The organism is Micropruina sp. (genome assembly GCF_027492755.1).
Taxonomy (GTDB): Bacteria; Actinomycetota; Actinomycetes; order Propionibacteriales; family Propionibacteriaceae; genus Micropruina.
On sequence record NZ_JAPUED010000048.1, the window covers coordinates 1 to 3,046 of the forward strand.

General features: G+C 72.0%; 2 protein-coding genes and 1 pseudogene. 2 read left to right on the plus strand and 1 reads right to left on the minus strand.

The genetic code is table 11. The features are described from left to right. A partial coding sequence (locus tag Q0066_RS03130; protein ID WP_298129957.1) for an AAA family ATPase occupies positions 1–742 on the plus strand: 742 nt, incomplete at its 5' end. Beyond that, positions 739–1,386, plus strand: coding sequence for a hypothetical protein (locus tag Q0066_RS03135; RefSeq protein WP_298129959.1), 648 nt, complete (start codon positions 739–741; stop codon positions 1,384–1,386). The genes Q0066_RS03130 and Q0066_RS03135, both read left to right, overlap by 4 nt. On the opposite strand, the pseudogene Q0066_RS03140 reads toward Q0066_RS03135, so the two are convergent. After that, positions 1,334–3,046: pseudogene (locus tag Q0066_RS03140) on the minus strand (transfer protein Tra); the annotation flags it as partial. The gene Q0066_RS03135 and the pseudogene Q0066_RS03140 overlap by 53 nt on opposite strands.

The following is a 3,046-nucleotide window of genomic DNA, read 5'->3' on the forward strand; positions in this document are numbered from 1 at the left end:
CGCCAATAGTTGGCGGATCGGTAAGCCGACGCTCTTGTCGTCGCTGGCCAAGGTGCGCCTCGGCTCTGTTGTGAGCATCGTTGCCCCGGCCGGCTACGGCAAGACGACCGCGCTGCAGGCCTGGCAGGAGAATGCCGACCTGCGGGCCATCGGCGTCCGGCTCGGCCCCGAGCACAACGACGAAGCTGCGCTCGCCCTGCATCTGATCGACGCGCTCGGCGGGCTCGTCCCCACGGTACGAGACGTGATGGGGGGCGGGCGTCCGGGTGACGCCGACTGGGGCCGGGCGCTCCTGCGCTCGTTGTCGCAGACCTACCTCGTCCTGATGCTGGACGACGTGCACCAGCTGACGGATCCGGGGGCGCTGAGGCTGGTCAAGCAGCTGGTGGTGCACACGCCGAGGAGGATGGTCCTCGCGGTCAGCGGCCGAAACCATCCCTATGTCGGCCTGGCCCGAGCCCGCGTCGAAGGACGCCTGCTCGCCCTGACGGGCGAGGATCTGGTGCTGAGCTGGCGCCGCTGCGGCGCAGGCAGCTCAGCGAGGAGCAGGTCGACGAGGTGTACGACGCCTCCGGGGGATGGCCCGCCGCGCTGCCGTGGGCCATCGCCCAGGCGGCGGGTGACGCCGAGGCGTCGAAGGAGCGGATCGCCCTGTGCCGATTCCTCGACGAGGAGGTCTGGCGGGCCCTCGATCAGCCGTTCATCGACCACCTCGCGGACGCCGCACTCCTGGCGCCGGTGACGTTCGAGACCCTCGACTCCGCGCGGCAGGCCAGCGATTCCGCGCTTCTGGCGGCGCGGCTGGCCGATACGCCGGTTCCGCTCGTCACGGTGTCCGAGGGCAACCTCATCACGGTCCACCCACTGATCCGCGCGTGCCTGCAGGCGCACCGGTCGCACGTCGACCGCGCGGCTCAGAAAGAGTTGCTGAGGCTGGCCGCCGGCCACCTCTCCCGGTCCGACCGGGATGACGAGGCGTTCCGGATGTGGCTGGCCACCCGTGATCGTTCGGCCCTGATCGACTTCGTCTCGGCCGCCGGACGCCGAGCGGCGCTCCAGGGTCGCGTGCAGACGGCGCGCCGTTGGCTGGCCGAGTTCAGCCCCGAGGAGTTGGTCCGCGAGGTCAGGCTGCAGGCGGTCGCGATGGGGATCGACGCAGCCGAGGGCAATCTGGCGGCGGCGGCCGACTGGGTGAGGCGGATGCGCAGCCTTGACCTTCCCGGAGACGGGCACGCGGCGGAACTGAACGGCATCCTGTCCGAGATGATGGCGCTGGAGGAGGCACCGGCCACCGACGTGGAAGCCAAGGGGTTCTGGGGTGTCATCTCGCGACTCATGGACGGGGGCTGGCGCGCCAGGCGTCGGCGCGGTCGAGTTGGGCGTTGAGGTCCGCGGCAGAGATCTCGGACGGCGTCATTGCTCGACGTTCGATGGCTTCCCACGTGTAGGCCAGGTTCGGCTCGACCTCGTCGGCGCGAGGGTCGGCATCCGGTGCCACATGCTCCCCGGGGAGGGGGGCGACGTCCGCCGCCCAGTGCTCGTCGCGGGGGTTGTCGGCGGGGTCGGGTGGCAGGTCGTCGGTGTCGGGGAGGGGATCGAGCAGGATGCTGGTGCGCCACACGAGGGCTTGGCAGTCGTCGACGTCGGTGCTGGTCGGAGGAGTGCTGAGTAGGTCCGTGAACTGCCAGCCTCGGGCGAGCGCCTGCTCCATGGTGACGACCAGCGCCGGCCACCAGGGTGACGCCTGGATGGTCGCTGCCCGTTCGGGCCCAGTGGCCTGTTCGAGGGTGGCGAGCCAGTTGGTGGTGAGGCTGTTGTGGCGGTCGGCGAGTTGGTTGGCGACGGTGGGGGTGAGGTGTCGGCAGATCCGCCACCACAGGGCTGAGGCTGCGTGATCGTCGGGGAGTTGGCCCTCGCTGGCGGCGGCGTGGAGGAGCCGATTGGCATCGAGGCCGACCCCGGCGACCTGCGCGAGCCGGTGGGCCAGGACTGGCAGGTAGGGGTCGCGGTCGGCGGCGGGCGCCACTTGGTGGAGCAGCGGCGTCCATTCGGCGACGGCAGGGGCGAGGTGGTCGATGATGCGCCGGTCGAGGCGGGCCTGCCAGCGGGCCTCGACAGCTGCGTATTGCCGTTCGCCGGTGGGCCGGGTGTCGGTGGCCGGCGTGCCGTGGGCGGCCCGCCACACGGTGAGGTCGGCGACGGTGGCGGCGTCGGGGCGGAAGCTGCCTGCGGGTGCCCACGCGGGGAGTTGGGTGGACGCCAGCGCGTCGGTCCGCACACGGTCGGTGAGGTCGCCCACGAGCTGGTGGCGTCGTTGCAGGTAGTCGCCCCAGTCGCGGTGGAGGCCGAGACTGGTCGGCAGGCCGGGGAGCCAGGGCAGTGGTCCGGGCTGGGTACGGCGTCCGGTGGCGGGTTCGAGGCGCCAGTCGAGGACTGCGGCCGGGTCGGCGGCGCTGCCCAGCTCGCGGGCCTGCACGGCCTCGGTGAGCGCACGGACGGGGTCGGTTCCGGACGCGGCGATCAAGAGCAGATGGGCGCGCAGCGTGGGCCACGCCGGGGCGTCGGGGAGTCCGGCGACGAGCTCGTCGGCGGCCTGTTCGAGGCGCTGGACGAGGTCGGCGCCTGCGGTCTGTTCGGCGGCGTAGCCGAGGGCGTCGCTGTAGCGGGCGACGGCGTCCGCGAGTCGGTTGGCCGGGTCGGCGAGGGTGCGGGCGGTCGTGGTGGCGGAGGTGTTGTCCTCGTCGCGGGCGAGGATGCGCCTCAGGAGGTCGGTGGCGGTTGGCGGGAGGATCGCCTCGGGCCGGATGAGGGAGTGGGCGTCGCCGTCACCGACCACTTCGAGGTGGACATGGTTGGCGTACCGGCCGCGGGTGAGCATCGTGTACAACTGCTGGCGGGTTTCTGCGCCGGTGGCGATGCCGTGCAGGACGTCAGCGGTGACGCCCTGGGCGCCGTGGATCGTGCAGGCGTAGCCGAGTTCGACGGACTCGGTGACGTAGCCGGCGGGCAGGATCACGGTCTGCCGGTTGGTCTGGTGGATCGCGCG